This is a genomic window from Gemmatimonadota bacterium (assembly GCA_040388625.1).
In the GTDB taxonomy this organism is placed as follows: Bacteria; Gemmatimonadota; Gemmatimonadetes; order Gemmatimonadales; family Gemmatimonadaceae; genus Fen-1247.
The window spans coordinates 55,312-74,667 of record JAZKBK010000001.1 but is presented as its reverse complement, the minus strand read 5'-3'; the positions used below and the strand labels follow the sequence as shown (position 1 = coordinate 74,667).

Below are 19,356 nucleotides of genomic sequence, written 5' to 3'. Positions count from 1 at the left end.
GCCAGCGCGTCGTTCCATCCTGGGGAAAGTACGACCTGCCGGCGTCATTCGCTGTGGCGGGGTGCAAAACTACGGGGCTGCCTCCCCGAGGAGGGCGAGCAGTCGCCGCTCAGGCTATCTCGATCGTCTCCGCTGCCCGATCCAGGGTATTTCTGACGGCCCGCGCAAGATCGTCGCGCGTAAACGGCTTCTCCACGACCGTGATCCCGAGCTCCGCCACCCTGTGCTGCAGCATCATGTCCTCCGTGTAGCCAGACATGAAGAGCACCCGAAGCCACGGATACACCGGCAGCAGGCACTCCACCAGTTCGCGCCCGCTCATTCCCGGCATCACAACGTCCGTCAGCAGGAGATCCACGTGTGATGACACCGACGCGAGCGTGCGAATCGCCTCCTCGCCGTCAGCGGCATCGAACACCGTGTAGCCCCGCGACTCGAGAATACGACGCGTGAGGCGCCGGAGTGGCTCCTCATCCTCGACCACCAGGACGGTTTCCGAACCGCGGCCCGCGTCCGGAGCGAGGGTTTCGACCGACGCCGTGGCAATTTCGTCACCGACACATGGAAAGCGAAGCTGAAACTCCGTTCCTTCCTCGAGGACGCTCTGCACCTCGATGTCGCCTCCCGATGCCTTGACGATTCCGTACACGGTCGAGAGACCGAGCCCGGTTCCCTTGCCCTGCTCCTTGGTGGTGAAGAACGGCTCGAAGATTCGAGCGCGCGTCTGCTCATCCATCCCGACTCCCGAATCGGCGACGGACAACGTGACGCACTCGCCCGGAATTCCATTCGTATCGGCGACAGCAGTCCCGGTGCAGACGCGAACCGTCCCGCCCCCTGGCATCGCATCACGCGCGTTCACCACGAGGTTCACGATTATCTGCTCGAGTTGTCCGCGATCGAGCTTCACCAATCCAATGTCCTCGCTGTACTCGGTCGAGAGCGTCATGTTCTCGCCGATCAATCGGCGCAGCATCGTCTCCATCTCGCGCACGACCGCATTGAGATCGAGCATCTGCGGCTGCACCAGCTGTCGCCGACTGAAGGCCAGCAGCTGTCGCGTGAGCGACGCGGCGCGGTTGGTAGCGGCCTTGATCTCACGTACGTCGGCCGACAGTGAACTGGACTGATCGCGCAGATCGTGCAACAGGAAGTCGCTCGACGCGCCAATCACCGTCAGCAGATTGTTGAAGTCGTGCGCGATTCCGCCGGCAAGCCGCCCAACAGCTTCCATCTTCTGCGCCTGCCGGAACTCTTCCTCGAATTGCCGCTGGCGCGAGACGTCGCGCAACACCGCCGTGAACAATCCCTGTTTTCCAGTGCGCGCATAGGCCATCGACACTTCGACTGGAATCTCATCCTCGTTCGGGCGAACGACCAGCGTGTCCCACACCTCGGGGCTTGCCTCGCCGAGGTGCGCTGAGCGGCGCGCCGCGAGCATGTGCTCTTCGAACGCGAGCGAGCTGCGCTCCGCAATTGCCGTACGGATGCGCGCGCCGGGAATCAGATTCTCGTCCAGGCCGAACAGACGTCGTGCGGCGGCGTTGAAGTACACGACCCTCTCATCATCGTCGAACGAAACGACGGCGTCCGTTGCAGAGCCGAGAATTCCAGCGAGCCGCATCTCGCTCCGCTCGGCTTCGACAGTCTGTCGCAGCATCTCGGTCGTCGCGGCCTCGAGCTCACGATTCGTAGCGGTCAGCTCGTTGGCCTGAAGCTGGAGCTGCAGCGATTGATTCTCGAGTTCCTCGGTCATGCGGCGCTGTGCACGAACATTGCGCGCGTGCATGATGTTCACGAAAAAGGCGAGCAGCACCGCCAGCACTGCGGTGGCGGCGATAAGAAGAAGTATGAGCTGCCCTTCCGCGCTCAGGCCCGCTGCAGTCCCGGATGCGCTGCGATCCACCGTCGTCGCGATGGAGCGCAGCAGCTCGTCGATCTTGCGATCGGATTCGTTGCTGCGCTGCGAGCGCACGACATCTGCCGCAGCCTTGGCACCTGCATCGCGCCGAAGTCGGACGGTTTCATCGAGCTCGGCCAGGCGGAGACGGACGAAATATCCGAGCGAATCGAGCCGCGCCGCCACGGCCGGATACGGCGCGGAAACATCGCGCAACGCGGACAGCGCGCGCACCGTTCCGTCCGATGCAGCAGTGTAAGTGCCGGCGTAACGTGGATCGTCGGTGACTACGAGATCGCGTTCCGCCAGATTGGCGTCGCGCATGCGACCATCGAGCGCGCGCACCGCGTCCATTACGGCCAGCGCGCTGCGTGCCTGCGCGGTCACCGATTGGGCTCCGTCCGCTCGCTGATAGGCCAGCCAACCCATCACGCAGACCATGAGGGCGGACAGGTAGGCTGCCACGACGTTCGGGCGGAGGGAAAGTCGGAGCATGAACGTGATCTTAGCGCTTCACACGCGATCGTGCCACCGCCCCGTCCATGAGGATTCTGTTAGGGAATCAACCTGCCGCCGCTACAGACTCCTGGACGCCACCGTACCTACGGTCGCGCGCGTGGAACTCGCGCACAGCCGCGAGCAGGTCCGCCGGCGAAAATTCCGGCCACATGAGATCGGTGAAATAGAGCTCGGCGTAGGCGCATTCCCAGAGCAGAAAGTCGCTGAGTCGCTGCTCCCCACCGGTCCGGATCAGAAGGTCGACGTCGCGGACAGGACCGGCGTGCGTAACCTCGTTCATCAACCGCACGAAGCTGTCGCGCGTGAGTGCGCGCCCGCCAGCACGCTCGGCGGCCATCACCATTGCATCGCGCGCGGAGTAATCCAGAGCGATGCGGAGGTCGAGCCGGGTCCCGCCCCGAGTCGTTTCTTCCGCCGTTTCGGCCGTCCGGCGCAGCTCGACCGGTATGCGGTCGCGTCTTCCGATGATCCGCATGCGAACGCCGTTCTGGACGCAGCGATCCATCTCGGAAAGCAGATAGCGCCTGAACAGCCGCATCAGCATGCTGACCTCACGCGTGGGACGCTTCCAGTTATCAGCCGAAAATGCGTACAGTGTGAGCGCGCCGATGCCTGCATTCTCGGCGCTTTCGACGATGGTGCGCACGACCCGCGCTCCGACTACGTGGCCAGACGTCCGCGGCCGGCCGCGGGCTGTTGCCCAACGTCCGTTTCCGTCCATGATGATTGCCACGTGCAGCTTGTCACTGGGATGACCGTCCGACCCAGTGAGTAACGTCGTTCCGGTTGATGCCGGCTTCGAGGGTGAGTGCACTGGCTAGCGTTCCCTCGTTGCGCGAATCAGCGCTTCCATGTGATCCAGGTATCGAGCAAGCGCCGATCTTCCGGTGGCGGTAAGAGAGTATTGCGTATGCGGCACGCGTCCTTCGAATGTCTTGGTGCAGGTGATGTAACGAGCATCCTCGAGCTTCCTGGCGTGTACGCTCAGGTTGCCGTCGGTGGTCTGCATCAGCGTCTTGAGCTCGTTGAAGCTGAGGACGTCATTGACGGCCAGGGCGCTGACGATCCCGAGGCGCAACCGTTCATGAATAAGACGATCGAGCGCGGCAGGCACGGCGTCTACGGCGCGTCCATTGATGGGCGCGAGCGGCGTCGGTGCGACGTGGTCGGCGGAAGCCGGAGCCACTGCCTGGGAGTGCGCCTTGGGTCTGGCGCGGCCTGCCTTAGCCACCGTACCTCCGCGCGATTGGAATTCCGAAAGCAATGTGAAACCCTCCGAACGCGATGGCGAGAATCCAGTCGTTCCACGCGAGCGGTGTGAATAGAGCGAGCGCGCCCGCGGCAAGGAAGCAGAGCCCCATGACCGGAACGATCTCGACGGAGAATGCGCCACCCGCAGCAACGGCAGCGCCATATAGAAGAAGCCAGAGGCCGGGCAGGATCGCGGTCATCCCGGCGCGGTGAAGGACTATCGTGAGAACCGCACCAGCGAGGAGCGGCGGAGAAACGGCGAGCACGAACTTGCGACCAGGACCCGATAGAAGTGGAACGCCGGAGGCGCGTGCCTTGGCCAGCATCGCCCAGAGCTGGACCACGATACCGGCTGCCGCGAGTGCGAGCCATACATCCAGCCAGCGAGCCGTCGATGGTTGGGCAGACGCTATGAAGGAAGCCGCGACAGCCATGAATCCGACGATGACCATCCCCCATCCTGAAACGGCGGTGAACGCACCAGCGTTCTCCATCGTGGACCTGATGAATGCGAGATTGTCCATCGCGCGCGCGTGCAACGCTGGCGGCTCCGGGGCCGGATCCTCGCGTATCGGCAGCACCTTGGTCATGGGGTCGAAGTTTGCGGGGTGGCTGTCACGGTGTCAAGTACTTTTTCCGATAAAGTACATTTAGAATTGTGGGTGGCGACTAGTGGTTTCGCTGTGGAATCCGTCATTCCCGCGAAAGCGGGAATCCATCTGTTGCCGAGAATCCGCCTGCCGTCGTCGTAGCCAGAGATCGATAACATGGATTCCCGCTTTCGCGGGAATGACGAGCCCTACAGCGCTGACGGTCCTGGAGCCGGATCGCTCGCCGGAAAGCTCTGCTCTATCACCCGATCGAGCGTTCGTTCGTCAATCGCGCTCGCGATCGTATCCACCAGCGCCGCGTCGAACGCCGGCAGGTCGCCGGGGTTGCGGCTCGTGACGAGCTTCTGATCCGCAATCACAGTTCGATCGACCCAGTCACCACCGGCGTTCGTGATATCGGTCCGAAGACTGGGATATGATGTGAGCGTCCGGCCGCGCACGCAGCCCGCCTCGACTAGCAGCCATGGCCCATGACAGATGGCACCGACCGGCTTGTCGGCATCCATGAAGGACCGCACGAACTCGACCGCAGCCGGATTCATCCGGAGCGTATCGGGGTTCTTGACACCACCGGGCAGAACGAGCGCGTCGTAGTCCCGCACCGATGCATCAGCGACGAGCCGGTCCACCTTGAACTTGCGCCCCTTCTCCCCCTTGGTGATCGACTGAATCTCACCGTTCTGCAGAGAAAGCAGCTCCGCCTTCGCTCCCGCCTGGGTTACGGCGGCCCATGGCTCAGCCAATTCCGACTCGTCAACGCCGTTCGTCGCCAGAAATGCGACGCGGCGGCCGTCCAGTTTGCCTGATGACATCTGTATAGCCTCACGATTTGCGTGTTCTTCAAGGAATCTATGCTGCTCTACACCGTCACACACCGTGCCATATTTCCGACATGCCGATCGTACCTCTAACCGGCCACGAAAACATTCGCCGGCGACTGCGGCGAATGATCGACGCCGCTACGCTTCCCGGCTCGATTCTGTTCGAAGGACAACGTGGCATTGGGAAGCAGCGCCTGGCGCTCTGGCTCGCACAGCTACTCGTCTGTGAGCATTCCGACAAGCCATGTGGAACCTGCCTGGCGTGCAGGAGTGTGCTGGAGTTGCGCCATCCCGACGTCTTCTGGGTGTACCCACGCCCGCGTCTCACCGACTCCTCGGCGACATCCGACGATGTCATCGAGGATCTGGGAGAGTCGAGCAGTGAACGCATCGCGAGTCATGGACTGTATCCGCGGCCTTCCGGGAGCGAGGCGATCTTTCTTGCGACCACGCTCACAATTGTCGGCAAGGCCGCGATGTCGCCGTCGATGGGTCGTCGCAAGGTCTTCATCGTGGGCGACGCGGAGCGCATGGTTGCGCAGGAGGGATCCGATCAGGCAGCGAACGCGTTTCTCAAGCTGCTGGAGGAACCGCCTGCGGACACGACGATTCTGTTGACATCGAGCGAGCCCGGCGCACTGCTCCCCACGGTTCGCTCGCGCGTCGTGAGCATTCGCTGCGCGCCGCTCACCGACGCAGAAGTGCTGGCGTTCATTCGGGATCCGAATGTGAAGGCGATGCTTGATTCGCTGGATCTTCCGCGCGGCGATACGGAGCGCGTCGCGCTTGCACGTGGCGCACCGGGCGATCTGCTGTCGGCTGTCGCGCTTTCGAGCGCACGCGCGGCTGCGCTCAAGCTGCTGCAGGCGTCGTCGTCGCGCGGCGCCGAGCGTTATGCTGCGGCGCTTGCGCAGGGCACGGCGGGGGCGCGCGGGGCGTTCAGCGACATGCTCGCCGAGCTCAACGTGCTTCTGCGCGAGCGCGCAGAGTCTTCGCTGTCGAGTGGTGACACCGCCGGCGCATACGCGGCGGCGAAAGCAACCATCGCCGTGACCGAAGCGCAGGCGCGCGCCGATGGAAACGTGAGTCCACAACTGACAGCCGCCGCGTTGCTCGATGCGCTGCAGGGGGTGCCCGCTTGATTCCCGCCCAACGTCCGGATAACCCGCGTCTGACTCATACGAACCAAGCCGGTGAAGCGCACATGGTGGATGTCAGCGCAAAGACCGACACGCTTCGCACTGCAACTGCTGCCGGCAACATCACGATGTCGGCCGTCGCCGTCGCCGCGATTCGCGACAACATGGTTGCCAAGGGCGACGTGCTGGGAGTTGCGCGGATCGCCGGAATCATGGCGGCGAAACGAACCGCCGAGCTGATTCCGTTGTGTCATCAGATCGCGTTGTCGCACGTCGACGTCGTGCTGTCGATCGACGATTCGATTTCCGGAATTCGCGCCGAGGCAACTGCAGTGAGCACCGGAACGACCGGCGTGGAGATGGAAGCGATCGTGGCGGTATCGATCGCGCTCGCGACGATCTACGACATGGCGAAGAGCGTGGACAGATCGATGGTCATTGGCGGCGTGCGGCTGCTACGAAAGAGCGGCGGTAAATCGGGGGAGTACGCAGCTGGAGCTTGAGGAAAGCGCTGTCTAGTTGGCCGCCCGTCTCAACACAGCACGAATGCGTGCGATGAACCGCGCCGGGTCCAGGGGCTTGCGCAGGTAATCGTCGGCGCCTTCGTTCATGAGGTTGATTTCCATCTCCTCACCATCGGTGCTCGTAAGCACAACGATCGGCACGCCCGCCGTCGCCGCCGACGCGCGCATCTTTCTCAGCACGTCGAGGCCTGTCACGCGTGGCATGCTCAGGTCGAGCGTGACGAGCGCGAATCGTGAATCGTGCGCGAGCAGATCCAGCGCGGCCTGTCCGTCCGTTGCCTGCTCGACCGTGAATCCGGTCGCCTTCAACACTCCAACGGCCAGCTCGCGCGTGACGGGATCGTCATCGACGACGAGAATGCGCGGACGTTCATCGCCTCTCTCGGGTGGGCCTTCGCCCTCTCCGAGCACGCGTTCCACTTCGTCGAGTGTCGTATCACCGACGACGACGTGGCCGAGTGCCACTTCGCGAATGGGACGCATCCCGCCCTTCTCCGCCGCGCGTTGCAGATCGAGCGCGGGCGCATTGCGCGTCAGCTTTTCCTGAAAGTCGGGACTGCTCACCAACACTTCGTCGAGTGGAATGCGTCCGCGATAGCCCGTCTCACCGCATTCCTTGCAGCCAACGGCGCGACGCGCCTGGCGCACTCCGAATGCACGCTCCAGGCGCACGGTGCCGGCATCGCGTTGCTCGGGCTGCTCGATTGAACAGACACTGCACAAACGGCGAATCAGTCTCTGTCCCACCACGCCGCGCAGCGCGGGAGCCAGGGCGGCGCGATCGAGACCGAGGTCGATCAGGCGCTGTATCGCTCCGACTGCATCGTTGGTGTGAAGCGTGGACAACACGAGGTGGCCGGTTGCGGCAGCCTGCAGCGCGACGCTGGCCGTCTCAGCATCGCGAATCTCGCCGACGAATACGACGTCGGGATCCTGGCGGAGAATTGCGCGCAACGCCGATGCGAACGTGACGTCCCGCTTCGGGTCGATCTGAATCTGCGTGACACCCGGCAGCTCGTACTCGACCGGATCTTCCACGGTCATGATGTTGATCGCCTGCGCGGCGAGCTCGCGCACTCCGCCGTAGAGCGTCGTCGTCTTTCCCGATCCCGTCGGCCCGGTGACGATGACCACGCCTTCACGGAACGACAGCAGATACTTGAGCCGCGCCAGCTCGTGATCCGCAATTCCGAGATCTTCGAGCGAGCGCGACGCGTCAGGATTCAGAATGCGAACGACAGCCTTCTCCGCCTCGCGCGTCGGCACCGTCGAGATGCGCAGGTCGAATGTGCGGCCTGCGATCGACACGCGCGTGCGGCCGTCCTGCGGACGCAGCCTGTCGGCGATGTCGAGCTTGGCGAGGACCTTTATGCGCGACACGACGCGCGTGAGCGCAATCAACGGCATCTGCATGTACTGTCGCATGACGCCGTCGACTCTGAACCGTACCACACCCTGATGCCGACCGGGCTCGAGATGGATGTCGCTCGCATTGCATGCGATTGCCGCATGCAGAACCATGTTCGTGAGCTGAATCACCGGCGCGGCGTCTGCCTCGCTCGCCGCGACCTGATCGGCTACTTCCGTCTCGACCACCTTGACGTCACTCAACGTGACGTCCATCGAGCGCAGCAACCCCTCCATCGCCCGCTCGGGCGAATAGTGTGCATTGATTGCGTCCAGCAGCGCCTGATAGGGAGCGACCTCCAGCACCACGCGACGGCCAGCCGTGAACTGCACAGCCTGCTCCGCGTTGTAGTCGGTGGGATCGCTGGTCGCGACGACTATCTCGTTCTGTGACTCACGAAGCGGCAGAACATGATGTTTCCGCGCGGTCTTCTCGGGAACGAGCTTGACGGCGCGCGGTTCGACGGCGTCGAGTGCGGCAGGCTGGATGCGAAACAGCGCTGCCACCTGGGAGGCGAGCTCTGCCTCCGATACTGCGTAAGCGTTGGCCACGGCGCGCCATGCGGATTCCAGAGTGGTGCTTGCCACAATCGCTGGCTTGGAGGCGGCCTGCCAACCAGCTTTGTCGGCGGCGTTAATCAGCCAATTCATCTGTAGCAAGGTAACCGGCGCGGGACTGCAAACGATAAGGCATCAATATGCAAGGATCGGCATTCGAGCCCAAACTACTTACCGTGCAGCAATCCCGCGACCGTGTTGCAGGTCGATATTGCCGATATTACCGGCCGATAGCCGCGGTCCAGTCGCTTATCTGCTCTGCCGTCATGTTGCCGATCGGGAGCTGGCGCGCGTCCGCATAACCCCACGCGGTGGTGTCCGGAAGGTACTGTTCCCGCGAGATCAGCGTGCCCTGACAGAGCCGGCCAGTGGGCGCGTCGCTGTCCAACTCGTCCCGCAATCTCTCCATGAGAATTCGCATGACCCGCGCTGGAATGCGCGCCCGCTCGGCTGGATAGACGAACCCGAAAAGGACGAGATTGAATAGCAGCACCCGCCACCTCTCGCCGAACCGGTCGAGCAACCGGTCCCAATCCAGCCGCTCCGCGCGAGACCGGAGAATGTGGACGACGTCGGCGCCATCGTATCGCTCGCGCTCCATGACGAACGCCTTGGACCAGAGCATCTCTTCCGCCGGAACCAGCTTTACCGGCACGCCGAGTACCGTGCCGGCGCGGGCGCGGGTGAACCATTGCTCATCGACCGGAGTCACCGCGTTCCCGGAATTGAAGATGATGTCGACGAAGTAGCGCCGGTGGAAGACCTTCGCGAGCCAGTGCGGAAAGGCCATATCGGTGCGGAGTCCCGACCGGGCAAGCACTGCCAGCACGGGTTCGATGTCGTCGCCCCGGACGAAGATGTCGAAGTCCTTGGACGACCGCTCGATACCGGTGTACGGCATGAAGGCATGGGTTCCGCCCACCAGGAATTCCAGACCGGCGCCGCCTAGGATGCGCATCACACGGGCGTAGAACGCCTGAGCAGCGGGCGATGCCACGTCCTGCCTCGATGGCTTGCGGATGCCAGCGCGGCGCTCGAAATCACCGGATGAGGCTTGACTGTCTGGAACCATCTGGTCGACGAAGGCGGCTGAAGTCGAGGTCATATGGGAACGAATGTTGAACGGTGAGGAGGCGCCTGCTGCAAGTGTGGGGCTCGCAGTTCATGAACAATCGTTCGAAACCATGTCTATTTCGCCACTGATGCCAATTTCTCCCGACCGCGTGCGAATCGCCGCGATGAGTGACATTCACTGCAGCCGGACTTCGCAGGGGGCCTTGCAGCCGATCTTTGCTGCGGCCGCCGAGCGTGCAGATGTCATCGCGATATGCGGTGACCTTACGGACTATGGGTTGCCGGAAGAGGCACGCGTGCTGGTAAAGGAGCTTGCTGGAATTGGCGCGCAGGTGGTCGCCGTGCTCGGGAATCACGATTACGAATCCGGGAAGCAGACTGAGCTGCACGACATTCTGAACGATGCCGGAGTCCATGTGCTCGACGGCGAAGCGGTGGAGATACTCGGCGTCGGATTCGCGGGCACAAAGGGATTCGCGGGCGGTTTCGGGAGCGGAACGCTCGGCGCGTGGGGCGAGGCGGAGGTCAAGAGCTTCGTCAACGAGGCGATACACGAAGCGCTGAAACTGGAGACCGCGCTCGCGCGCATTCGCACCGAGCCGCGTGTGGCGATCATGCACTATTCGCCCGTCCGTGCAACGGTGGTGGGCGAGTCACCCGAGATATTTCCGTTCCTGGGATGCGGCAGACTGGAAGAGCCGTTGGCGCGCTATCCCGTGGCTGCTGTACTGCATGGTCACGCGCACAACGGTACGCCTGAGGGAGCGACGAGCGGCGGCGTTCCGGTCTACAACGTCGCGATGCCACTGCTGCTCAAGCTGAATCCCGATTCAATGCCGGTGAAGTTCATCGAAGTGGCTGCACGACCCGGCGGGCATTCAACCGACATTTCCTCTCGCACATACATCGGCCCCGAGCGGCGCGGCGGCAGCACGGCGACGCGATCCACCGGAAGCGCGTAGGCGTATTGCCGCGACGCGTTAGGTGCACATCACGTGCACATCACGTGCACATCACGTACGCTGCTACTTGGTCCAGACGACGATACTGCCGCAATAACCCTTCTGCGGCGACGGAAGAAATCTGTCCGATGCGCGAAGGAGGCTACTGTAAACCTCGACCGCCTTGATGTCGCTTCCGGCGACGAAGTCATCTCCGTCCGGCACAGGATGGCCGTCCAGGTACACCTGCAGACGGCAATGATCGCTCGAGGAGACATAGCGTGCAGATGACGTATGCGGCCGGCCGATCAACGTCACACCTGGAACACCATACATGAGGTCGCTTACCGAGGTGGGCCGGCGCCGCTCGACCTCGTCGGGTGAAATGAAGTAGCCGGAGAGATGTGCCTTTCTATCGAAGAATCCAGTCGCCCGAAACCGGTCGTCACGATACGGGTCAGTTCCCATCGCGCGCGCCGCTTCGACGTCGACGGTCGTGAGCGATGGAGGGGTGGGCGAGAGATGTACGACGACGGGCTTGATCGTTCCAGGCTTGAGGATCAGATCGAAATCGACGGGAACGTATCCGAGACGCCGAATAGTGAATCGCGTCTTGCCGGCCGGTATGTCGGTAAGCGAGAATTCGCCCGAGTCAGTGGTGGTGATGACCTGGCGCGCTTCGCCCCAGACGACCGTCGCAAATGGAATGGGAGTATCGGCGGAGTCCCGAACGAGACCGCGAACCGACGAAGGTCGCTGAATAGCCTGGTCAGGAGGCCTTGTCGTCGGCGCGCCAGCGAGGGGTTGCTGGGCTCCGGTCGAGCTGGCGAAAGCGAGCGCCAGTACGCATCCCGTTATGAACGCGCGGCTGTATCCGTGCCGGCAACAGATCCACGACGAAAGCAGATCTTTCGTATCCATCGTAGCCTCGCCGCAGGAGATCCTGATGGTGGGTCTGACAGACACCACGATAGGTGTGGGATCGCAGCGGCGCCAGTACAAACTGCAAACCATCACCCAACGATTACGTTGCGGCACGAATGGCCGCTTCGGCGCGCTGTGCTATCGCAGAAGTGAATAGACAGCTATGACCGCGGAGTTGTAGACGCGGGCGTAGTCGGCTGGGAGCCGCTCGATGCTTTCCATGATCTCTCGCTTGAGATCGCGGACCATGATTCGGGCTGCGGACACTTCATCGCGCGTGTCATCCGGCGCCATGTGATTGAGCCCGTGAATGGCATTCCAGAGATGCCGGACGAGTTCGTTCACATGTTCGACCCGCTCTGTGACAGCGGAAACGCCTGGGTCGGGAAGCTGCGGTAGATCTGAGTCGAGGCCGCCAGTGTCGTTCATGGAAGAATGACGTTACGGGCGCCGCGGTCCCGTGGCAAGGACGAAGTCGCGAGCGCGGGCTGGGAGCGGCCCAACCACAATGAGCGGGGTGGGAATCGAACCCACGACCTGAAGCTTAAAAGGCTCCTGCTCTAACCAACTGAGCTACCCGCCCGAAATCCACTTACGGCAAGGGAATTTAAACGAATTGCCGGCGGAGGCGGATGCATTCCGCCGCGGGACCCGGCGACCCGTCGTCATTCCCGCTTTCGCGGGAATGACGAAATCTCTCTCACGTCATCCGACGCGCTACCTCTTGGCGGTGGCCGTTTCCTTCGTGAAGATCGACTTGGGAATCATCACGTGGACACCGACGTTCCCGTCGACGAGCTGAGTAATATCGACGTCGCAGGCGACACTCACGAGCATGTATGCGTCGTCCTTGCTGAGCCCGCGGCTCATAAGGAAGTCGATGGCCTGACGGATCGCCGTCTTGGTCGCAGTAACGAGATCCTTGTCGGTGCCCATGGTGATCCAGTGGGTCGGAGTCTCGGCGCGCGGCCACGTAAGGTGCATGTCCTTACGGACAATCACGTGAAATGTTCCGACGAGCGAGGTTTCCAGCGCAGTGATGTCCACCTCGCCATTTCCCTGGCCTGCATGTCCGTCGCCGATCTCGAGCAGCGCACCGGCGGTGTGGACCGGGATATACAGTGTAGTGCCGGCGACAAGCTCCTTGTTATCGAGGTTGCCGGCGTGCATTCCCGGCGGCGCGCTGTTGAGCCGGCCGAGTGCGGGATCCGGCGCGTCACCTATGCTGCCGAAGAACGGTCGCAGTGGAATGTCGATTCCGTCAGCGAAGTGCGCGAGCATTTTCTGCTTGTCGAGCGGAATTATGCGCATTCTGGAGTAGCCGAAATCCTCGGGCAGAAAGCCACTCTTCCCGCCGAACGCGTTGTACGCATACGGAATCGCCAGATCGATCTTCTTTATGCGCACCTCCAGCACGTCACCGGAGTCCGCCCCGTTCACGTATATGGGGCCGGTGAGAATGTGTCCGCCTGGCCCCTTGTCGGTGACCTTGGCGTAAATGTCGCGCAGAGACTGCTCCACGTCAGCCGGCTTAACACCCGCCCCTTCGAGACGCGTGGGGCTCGAGGTTATCAGTGTGCCAACGACGATCTGATCTCCGGAATTGATGTGCAGCACTGGCTTCGCCGCTGCGTCATAATAGCCCCAGGCAACTGTCGTAGGGCTCGGCATCAGCGTGTGTGACACGGGAGACGATTGCGCGGCGACGCTGGCCGATGCGCACACGATGGCCCCCAGAAGCGGCACGATTCGCGACATGTTAGGACAGTGTAAAGGTGACCGGCGCGATGCCCGTGCATCGCACCAGAGACGATTATATCACTATTCCGGCCGTGCCGTCCGCGGCGCGAGAGCGCCGCGTGTTCCGCGTATCCTGGATGTTACGCTGCGGGCCATGTCGCGAATCCTGCCGGGAAGCTCGTCGAAGTACGTGTAGAACACCGGTGTCACGTACAGCGTGACGAGCTGAGAGAACGCGAGACCCCCGACCACCGCGATACCAAGCGGACGTCTGGACTCGGCGCCCGCTCCGGTCCCGAGCGCGATCGGCAGCGTCGCCATGAGGGCGGCCATCGACGTCATCATGATCGGGCGAAATCTTACGCTCGCCGCCTCGACGATCGCGTCCGCCGGACTCTTGTGCTCGTTGCGCTCTGCTTCGATCGCAAAGTCGATCATCATGATCGCGTTCTTCTTCACAATGCCTACGAGCAGAATGAGTCCCACAAAGCCGTACACGTCGAGCGGCATGTGGAAGATGTACAGCGACAGCAGCGCGCCGAAGGCGGCGAACGGCAACCCCGTGAGAATCGTCAGCGGGTGAATGAAACTCTCGTAGAGAATTCCAAGCACCATGTAGATCACGAAGATCGCCAGGATGAGAAGTGCAACGAGCCCCTGCTGACTCTGCTGAAATGCCTGTGCGGTACCGGAGAAACTCGTGGTTATGCCGGGAGGAACGGTGGTGGCGGCCGCCGCCTGAATCGCGCTGGTGGCCTCGCCGAGCGCCGAACCGGGGCGCGTGTTGAACGAGATTGTAACGGACGGCAGCTGGCCAGAGTGGTTTATTGCGAGCGGACCGACTGTCTGCGTCAGCGTCGCGACCGTACTCAACGGAACGAGTGTGTGCGTCGCCGACGATTTGACGTACAGCATGCGCAGCGCGTTGATATCCTGCTGAAACTGCGGGAGCAGCTCCATGATGACGAAGTACTCGTTGTTCGGCGTGTAGATGTTCGAGACCTGGCGCGAACCGTACGCGTCGTTCAGCGCAGTTTCGATATCCTGAGCAGTGACTCCGAGTGCGGACGCATGATCGCGGTCGATGTTCACGTTCACCTGCGGATTGGCAATCTGCAGATCGCTCGTCACATCCTGCAACTCGGGAAGGCCACGCATGCGCACTTCCATTTTTTCCGCGGCCGCATCCAGTGCCGCGATATCAGGACCCTGCATCGTGTACTGATACAGACTCTTCGACGAGCGGGAACCGATCTGAATGGCGGGGGGCACCTGCATGAACACGTTCATGCCGGGAACGCCGGTAAGCTTGGGGCGCAGCTCGTTGACGATCTCATCAGCACTCAGCCGCTGGCCGAACGGCTTGAGACTGAGAAAAATGCGCCCCTGATTTCCGCTGCCACCACCGGAGCCGACGGAAGACATGTACGCGGCCACGTTCGTATCCTTCGCGACGATGTCGGCAATCTGCTTCTGGTGCGTGACCATATCCGCGAACGACGTTCCCTGTGCCGCCTCTGTTGTAGCGGAGATCTGACCTGTGTCCTGAGTTGGAATGAAGCCGGTCTGAACGACCTTGGCCAACACTCCGGTGGCGACGAGTATCAGGAGCGAGAACATCAACGCCGCAAACCGGTGGCGCATCACCCAGCCGAGGCTGTTGGTGTATCCGCCGGCGAGCTTCTCGTATGCACGCTCCGTGGCGTTGAACATGCGCCCGTGGTCGTGCGACGGTGGCTTGAGGAACCGGCTCGACAACATCGGCGTCAGCGTGAGCGACACGAAGCCGGAGACAAGAATCGCCGCGCCGATGGTCACCGCAAATTCGTGGAACAGGCGGCCCACAATACCGCCCATGAACAGGAGAGGGATGAACACCGCCGTGAGCGACAGGGTCATCGACAGAATCGTGAAGCCGATCTCGGCGGATCCGTCGAACGCCGCCTGCAGCGGAGTCTTTCCCATCTCCATGTGTCGCACGATGTTCTCGAGCATGACGATCGCGTCGTCGACGACGAATCCGACGGCGAGAGTGAGCGCCATCAGCGACAGATTATCCAGCGAGTAGCCGAGCAGGTACATCACGGCGAACGTTCCCACCAGCGACATCGGGAGCGCGAGACTCGGGATGACAGTCGCCGAGATGTTTCTCAGGAACAGGAAGATCACCATGATCACAAGGAACAGCGTGAGCACGAGTGTGGACTTCACGTCATTGACCGACGCCTCGATCGACGCAGAGCGGTCGTAGAGGACGCTTATCTTGACGCTCGCCGGGATCTGCGTGCGCAGCGATGCGAGCAGATCCTTCACGCCCTGCGCGACCGCGACGGTGTTGGTACCCGGCTGGCGCTGCACCGCAAGCACTACCGCGCGGTCGCCGTTGTACCAGCTTGCCGTCTTGTTGTTTTCGACGTCGTCCAACACCTGGCCCAGTTCGCTCAGGTGTACCGGGGCACCGTCGCGATATGCCACGACCATCTGACGAAACTGCGCGGCGTTCTGAAGCTGGCCGTTGGTTTCGACGGTCAGGGCGCGATTGGGGCCCCAGAGCGTGCCCGTTGGCATGCTCACGTTCTGCGAATTGATCGCGCTGGCGACCTCGTCTATCCCGATACCGCGATTGGCCAGCGACGTGGGGTCCAGCTGGACACGAACGGCGTACTTCTGTGCGCCGTACACGACTACCTGCGCAATGCCCGGCGTCATCGAGATCTGCTGCGCCATCACTGTCTCGCCGTACTCGTCGAGCTGCGATAGTGGCATCGTGTTGGACGTGAGCGCGAGATACAGGATGGGCGAATCGGCCGGATTCACCTTTCGATATGACGGGGGGAGAATGCCGAGCGGCAATCTGCGCAGCGTTTGCGAGATCGCCGCGTTCACATCCTGCGCGGCGGCGTCGATGTCGCGATCCAGTGTGAACTGAATCGTGATCGAAGTCGATCCGAGCTGGCTCGTCGACGTCATGTTGTCGATGCCGGCGATCGTGGAGAACTGCTTTTCGAGGGGCGTGGCGACGGATGATGCCATCGTCTCCGGACTTGCACCGGGGAGATTCGCATTCACGCTGATCGTCGGGAAGTCGACTGATGGAAGGTCGCTTACCGGAAGTCGCTGGTATGAAACGACGCCAAAGAACAGAATGGAGACCATGACGAGAGTCGTCATGATCGGCCGTCGAATGAATAATGCTGTCATGGTCGGTGCCCCGGTTTGCTGCTACCGCTCCCTGGTCCTGCAGTTCCAGAGGGTTGGCCAGCAGTCGACGGCGATCCCGACGGCGCATATGGGTTGGCTGCGCCGGCCGCGCCGGAATCAGCAATTCGTGGGGTTGCTCCGGCGGCGCTCGCCGGTCGTATGACGACCTTGGACCCCGCGACCAGACGTGACTGGCCGTCCGTTATTACACGATCGCCGTCGTTGAGCCCGGTTCCAATCACGGAGAGAGTGTCAGCGGTTCTGACGACCTGCACCGGCTGTTGGCGCGCGTCGCCGGCGTTATCCACGGTGAATACGTACGATCCGTTCTGGCCCGTGAGTACCGCCGCAGACGGAACGGTGAGCGCGTTCGGGTCGATGTACAGCCGGAGCGTCACGTCCACGAACTGGCCTGGCCACAGCGTCGACTTGCTGTTCTCGAACTTGGCCTTGAGCAAAACGGTACCGGTAGTCGAGTCGACCGCGTTATCCACGAACGCGAGCGTGCCGTCCAGTGTCGATCCCGGCCCTTCGGACGCGAGCGCCTGGACGGCCAGCGGCTTGCCAGCTCCGAAGTACCGCTGAATATCAGGCAGATCGCCCTGCGGCACCGAGAATCGTACCAGGATCGGTTCGATCTGATTTATCACGACCATCGGAGTCGATGCGTTGGCCTTTACCAGGTTTCCCTGACGAACCAGGAGCGCGCCGGTGCGGCCCGAAATCGGTGCGCGGATGGTACAGTTCGACACGTCGACCTGTGCACGCTCGACAGCGGCGCGATCCGCGTCCACGGTCGCGGCGGCCGAAGCAGCAGTTGCAACGATCTGATCGGCCTGGGAACGGGTTACATAATCCTTCTGTACCAGCGCCGAATACCGCACCGAGTCGCGTGCCGCGCTCGCAGCTTGTGCCTGATCGCGGGCGAGCTGGCCCCGGGCCTGATCCAGGGCCGCGACGTAGGGGCGCGCATCGATCTGGAAGAGAACGTCGCCAGCCTTGACTACCTGACCTTCCTTGAACGCGACACGCGTCAGGATTCCGCCTACCTGTGCCTCGACGGCGGCGGTCTGAAGTGGCTCGACCACTCCGTTGGTTGTCAGTGTGTAGGGCACGGCGGTCCGTCGCGCTGTGGCAACGATCACCGGGACCTTTGGCTGCTTCTCCGGCGGGGCTTTCGAGCAGCCCGCTGCGAGCACGATCGATACGAATATTGTTAACGACGACTGCTGTCTATAACTCATGGATGCTGGACGGTCTGCGACGTTGGAGTCGTGTCGGTGCTCGACACGAAAGGGAATGGCGTTTCGCCACGTGTGCCGAGCACTCCGGCATCGTGCGCGAGTTGTGCCAGTGCTGTGTACCACTGCCAGCGCGACTGAACCTGCTGCGCGCGCGCGTTGGCCAGGGCGGACTGTGCCGTGAGAAGGTCGATGATGCTCCCGACTCCCTCACGGTATCGTCCCGCCGCGACCTGCTCGGACTGCTCTGCGCTCGCCAGCAGCGCATCCGCGGTTATCACTCTCTGCCCAGCTGTCTGGAGTCCGTAATATGACGTGAAGACCTGCGTCGTAACTTCCTGCCGCAGGATGTCAGCCTGAGCCGTTGCCGCGTCGGCACGCGCACGTGCAGCGACGATGTTGTACTGCTGCGAGAACCCGCTGAAGATGGGCACCGACACACCGAGACTAATTCCGTACGACCCGCCCCCGTACTTGCTCGGATCGGCGTAGGTCCTGCCGGCTGTACTTCCAAATGTGAGCGCCGGCAACGCCGAGGATTTGGCAACTCTGATCTCCGCCGATGCCGCTGCCGCCTGAGCACGAGCAGCGGCGAGGTCCGGTCGGCGCGCAAGCGCGTCGGCTATCAGACTATCCACCGTCACCGATACCGCGCGTACGGGAACAGCGCCGGACAGTGGCCCGAGATCGTACGACACGTTCGCGGGAATCCCCATCGCAGCCGCGAGATTGCCGCGCGCCGTTTGCAGACTGCCCTGGATGGATTCGAGATTGAGTTGTTCCTGTGCCAGCGCGGTCCGCGCCTGCAGAACGTCGGCGATGGTCGCGAGACCGACGCTGTCTCGCTGTTGCGCCGACGAGAGATTCGCCTGCGCTTCGGCGATCGCCGAACGCTCAGCGCGCAGCAACGCGCTGTTCGCCATGTAGGTGAAATACGCCGTCTCGACCTGCAGCACTACATTCTGGATCGTCGCGTTGTGCGTGAGATCGGCGGCGAAGAGATTCTGTCGTGCTTCGTCGATCGTGCCGCTGCGGCCACCGAAGTCGAGCAACAGATAACTCAGCGTGAGCGCGGGATTGACCTGCGTGCGCTCGATCGACTCCCCACCGTTCACGGGAACGGATTTGGTCCTGGACACAGTCGCGGATCCGTTAATTGCCGGGAGAAACGAACCACGCGTCGATCCGTACTCCGCGGCGGCCGCTCGTGCCTGCGCCCACGACACGCGCGTCACGGGATTGTTACGCAACGCGACGTCGATCACATCGCCGAGGGTCAGCTGGCTGGCGCGCTCGAGAACGTCGGGAGGAAGTGCAGAAACCGTCTGCGGTGGTTCAGAAGGAATGCCGTGGCTGGGGCGCGTCCAGGTCGTACTTGGCGAGGCTGGCGCTCCAGGAACGCCGTTGACACTCGGCGGCCCATATGTGCACGCTGCGAGACAGAGAGTTGCGATGGAAAGAGCGGAGGTACGCAATCGGTTTGAAAGAGGCATCGAATCGGTACG

General features: G+C 62.5%; 16 protein-coding genes and 1 tRNA gene. 3 read left to right on the top strand and 14 right to left on the bottom strand.

Annotated features, from left to right (window positions below; all coding sequences use genetic code 11):
• Window positions 1-109: 109 nt before the first annotated feature.
• From V4529_00330 to V4529_00310, 5 genes are all read right to left on the bottom strand, one after another.
• On the bottom strand, window positions 110-2,395 hold the full coding sequence (locus V4529_00330; GenBank protein ID MES2356772.1) for an ATP-binding protein: 2,286 nt from the start codon (window positions 2,393-2,395) through the stop codon (window positions 110-112).
• Window positions 2,396-2,462: 67 nt separating this feature from the next.
• On the bottom strand, window positions 2,463-3,158 hold the full coding sequence (gene uppS / locus V4529_00325) for a polyprenyl diphosphate synthase (GenBank protein MES2356771.1): 696 nt from the start codon (window positions 3,156-3,158) through the stop codon (window positions 2,463-2,465).
• Window positions 3,159-3,236: 78 nt separating this feature from the next.
• Window positions 3,237-3,650 carry a transcriptional regulator gene (locus V4529_00320; protein ID MES2356770.1) on the bottom strand — a complete coding sequence of 138 codons (414 nt, stop codon included), beginning with the start codon at window positions 3,648-3,650 and terminating at the stop codon, window positions 3,237-3,239.
• On the bottom strand, window positions 3,643-4,260 hold the full coding sequence (locus V4529_00315; GenBank protein ID MES2356769.1) for a hypothetical protein: 618 nt from the start codon (window positions 4,258-4,260) through the stop codon (window positions 3,643-3,645). The genes V4529_00320 and V4529_00315 overlap by 8 nt, the downstream gene beginning before the upstream one ends.
• A gap of 209 nt (window positions 4,261-4,469) precedes the next feature.
• Window positions 4,470-5,093, bottom strand: coding sequence for a type 1 glutamine amidotransferase domain-containing protein (locus tag V4529_00310; GenBank protein MES2356768.1), 624 nt, complete (start codon window positions 5,091-5,093; stop codon window positions 4,470-4,472).
• 80 nt (window positions 5,094-5,173) lie between these two features.
• On the opposite strand from V4529_00310, the gene V4529_00305 reads away from it, so the two are divergent.
• Both V4529_00305 and moaC read left to right on the top strand, forming a co-directional pair.
• Window positions 5,174-6,244: a hypothetical protein gene (locus tag V4529_00305; GenBank protein ID MES2356767.1), complete on the top strand. Its 1,071-nt coding sequence runs from the start codon at window positions 5,174-5,176 to the stop codon at window positions 6,242-6,244.
• Entirely contained in the window at window positions 6,241-6,744 is a 504-nt protein-coding gene (moaC, locus tag V4529_00300) for a cyclic pyranopterin monophosphate synthase MoaC (protein ID MES2356766.1), read from the top strand. The genes V4529_00305 and moaC overlap by 4 nt, the downstream gene beginning before the upstream one ends.
• Before the next feature lie 12 nt (window positions 6,745-6,756).
• Here moaC and V4529_00295 read toward each other — a convergent pair whose 3' ends face one another.
• Complete coding sequence (locus V4529_00295) at window positions 6,757-8,823, bottom strand: ATPase, T2SS/T4P/T4SS family (protein ID MES2356765.1); 2,067 nt, start codon at window positions 8,821-8,823, stop codon at window positions 6,757-6,759.
• Window positions 8,824-8,950: 127 nt separating this feature from the next.
• Entirely contained in the window at window positions 8,951-9,835 is an 885-nt protein-coding gene (locus V4529_00290; GenBank protein ID MES2356764.1) for a nucleotidyltransferase, read from the bottom strand.
• 97 nt (window positions 9,836-9,932) lie between these two features.
• Between V4529_00290 and V4529_00285 the strand changes: the two genes are divergently transcribed.
• On the top strand, window positions 9,933-10,766 hold the full coding sequence (locus V4529_00285) for a metallophosphoesterase (protein ID MES2356763.1): 834 nt from the start codon (window positions 9,933-9,935) through the stop codon (window positions 10,764-10,766).
• Window positions 10,767-10,829: 63 nt separating this feature from the next.
• Here V4529_00285 and V4529_00280 read toward each other — a convergent pair whose 3' ends face one another.
• The 7 genes from V4529_00280 to V4529_00250 form a co-directional block, all read right to left on the bottom strand.
• Window positions 10,830-11,666, bottom strand: a complete 837-nt coding sequence (locus tag V4529_00280) for a carboxypeptidase regulatory-like domain-containing protein (protein ID MES2356762.1) — start codon at window positions 11,664-11,666, stop codon at window positions 10,830-10,832.
• Window positions 11,667-11,807: 141 nt separating this feature from the next.
• Window positions 11,808-12,098, bottom strand: coding sequence for a hypothetical protein (locus V4529_00275; GenBank protein MES2356761.1), 291 nt, complete (start codon window positions 12,096-12,098; stop codon window positions 11,808-11,810).
• Between the two features lie 80 nt (window positions 12,099-12,178).
• Window positions 12,179-12,252, bottom strand: a tRNA-Lys gene (locus tag V4529_00270).
• A 134-nt stretch (window positions 12,253-12,386) separates the two neighbouring features.
• Entirely contained in the window at window positions 12,387-13,427 is a 1,041-nt protein-coding gene (locus V4529_00265; protein ID MES2356760.1) for an acetamidase/formamidase family protein, read from the bottom strand.
• A gap of 63 nt (window positions 13,428-13,490) precedes the next feature.
• A complete protein-coding gene (locus V4529_00260; protein ID MES2356759.1) occupies window positions 13,491-16,610 on the bottom strand; it encodes an efflux RND transporter permease subunit in 3,120 nt (1,039 codons plus the stop codon).
• Window positions 16,607-17,854, bottom strand: coding sequence for an efflux RND transporter periplasmic adaptor subunit (locus V4529_00255; protein ID MES2356758.1), 1,248 nt, complete (start codon window positions 17,852-17,854; stop codon window positions 16,607-16,609). Before V4529_00255 ends, V4529_00260 begins: the two co-directional genes overlap by 4 nt.
• Window positions 17,851-19,326 (bottom strand): TolC family protein, encoded by a 1,476-nt coding sequence (locus V4529_00250; protein ID MES2356757.1) that lies wholly within the window; start codon window positions 19,324-19,326, stop codon window positions 17,851-17,853. Before V4529_00250 ends, V4529_00255 begins: the two co-directional genes overlap by 4 nt.
• Window positions 19,327-19,356: the final 30 nt, after the last annotated feature.